The following is a 1967-nucleotide window of genomic DNA, read 5'->3' on the forward strand; positions in this document are numbered from 1 at the left end:
TAATTTAAACACTTATAATCAGGTAGATATAAAATATGTAGTATATTTATTACAACTTACTAACCTACCACTATGTCAACTACTGAATTTTATGTACATAAAATCCAAAAGAACGATACGTTATTATCTGTTACAAAACGCTTACAGATTCATCCTGTTGATTTAAAATATTTTCATAACGAGAGATGCAAAGTTTCTGAACGAATTATTTTTGATCATCTTGAAGGAATTAATCATCTTTTTGTTCCGATTGATTTTAATAGTACTTTATCGAGGAATAAGGAAAGATCAAACGAACGTCCAACTCAATTTTTTGACCAAAACTTTTATAAAAAAGAATATCAAGTCACCGAAATTTATAATGATAATTGTCAAAAGCTAGAGCTTGTTAGTTACACTATTTCCTTAGATTTTAAAGAAATTGATAACAAGAATATTTTAGCATATAATCGAAAAGAGTTTAGAAGAAATGGTGAAATTCCTGATAAAAAACTCTATCATTTAGCTTACAAAACGCAACAATCTATTTTTCCTTTACAATTCGTCATCAATGAAAAAGGAAGTCTTATTTCTATTTTCGAACCCGAAAAATTAATTGAAAATTTCAAAATAAAGCGAAAAGAAATCGAAGCTGATTTTATTGGGAATTTAACAGAGAAATATCTTAATACATTTGAGTATAATCTTACGAATAAAGATTATTTATTGAATCAATTTACTTCATCCTTACTTTTTCAGGTTCTTTTTATGAATCGAGAAGTTTTTCAAACTGAAAATAATTTTCTAAAGAAATTTTATCTCGTACCTAATTCTTTTGCTGTGAATTGTGAATGTAATGTTTCTTATTATCATTTTGAGAATGATGTTTCTACTATTATCAATGCAAAAATAATAGACAATTATGATTTTGAAGAAATTTTAAACGGAATTAAAGGTGATAAAGAAAGTGAAAATACTTCTTTTTATGCAGAACTTCTTTTTGAATATAAAACGGATAAGAAAGTCAAACAATTGTTAGAAGTTAATGCAGAAATACAGCTTTATGATAACGAAAAACTGTATACAATTTACAAACTAATCTTGAAATAAACAACTAACCAATTATGAAAACTTATACGGTAAAACAAGGCGATACTTTTACGTCTATTGCACAAGAATTTGATGTAAAAGAAGGTCATTTATTACGACTTTATCACAATCTACATTGTCCTGAAGAAGATGTGATATTTGGAAATCCTATTGTCGGGAAAACAATTGTATTGCCCAAAGAGGAAATTGTTGTTTTTGCAAATATTGACGAATATAATCAGTTTTTGGAGAATGAAAATGAAATAAATGCTGAAAACGGAAAAGATACCGAACAAGAAAATGAACCTGAAAATCAGCAAGAAAACGAAGAATCTCAAGCAGAAAAATCGAGTTCGAAAAGTGAACATAATGGAATATATTTTATCATTCAGAAAGGAATGTGTCAATGTAATCAAGGATTCAAATTTCCGAAATTCAAAGTGACTTCTCATCAAAAACATTATTGGAATAGCCCAGATGCTGATGCCGATTATTTGGCTGTTACACAAGACGATTTAACTTTTGATCCGCCTGCAATGCCTTTTGGAAATTGTAAACTTCGTCCGACTTCGGGTGGTTATTTACCTTGTGTGTATTCGCCTGCGGGTAAATGGCAAAAAGCTTGTGATAAAATTAAAGTGATGGATAAAAGTTGTTTGACCGAAATTTCTGAATTAATGTGCGCAACTGGAGGAAAAATAACGATTCTGAAACATGGACAGCAAAGTGAAATTGGTAAAAAAAATGTAGAAAATGCGAGTTCTTTTGAGCAACAAATCTATAATCCCGTGATTGATTTTGATGAGTTTAAAGATCAAATTGTTCAGCAAAATGTAGATTATTATTAACGGTTTTACTATGAAGATAATAGGAGAGAAAAAGCCAATTGTAGGTGTTAC

At 29.0% G+C, this 1967-nt stretch carries 2 protein-coding genes; both read left to right on the top strand.

What is annotated here, in order from left to right; all coding sequences use genetic code 11:
- The first annotated feature begins 72 nt into the window (after positions 1–72).
- Complete coding sequence (locus tag E4J94_RS17535; protein ID WP_135837068.1) at positions 73–1089, top strand: hypothetical protein; 1017 nt, start codon at positions 73–75, stop codon at positions 1087–1089.
- Between the two features lie 14 nt (positions 1090–1103).
- Positions 1104–1916, top strand: a complete 813-nt coding sequence (locus E4J94_RS17540; protein WP_135837069.1) for a DUF4280 and LysM peptidoglycan-binding domain-containing protein — start codon at positions 1104–1106, stop codon at positions 1914–1916.
- Positions 1917–1967: the final 51 nt, after the last annotated feature.

Origin of the sequence: Empedobacter tilapiae, assembly GCF_004785645.1 — a bacterium.
Classification (GTDB): domain Bacteria; phylum Bacteroidota; class Bacteroidia; order Flavobacteriales; family Weeksellaceae; genus Empedobacter; species Empedobacter tilapiae.

Excerpts from the sequence above, each read along its gene's own strand:
- E4J94_RS17535 (WP_135837068.1), top strand. The coding sequence starts at position 73 with ATGTCAACTACTGAATTTTATGTACATAAAATCCAAAAGAACGATACG.
- E4J94_RS17540 (WP_135837069.1), top strand. The coding sequence starts at position 1,104 with ATGAAAACTTATACGGTAAAACAAGGCGATACTTTTACGTCTATTGCA.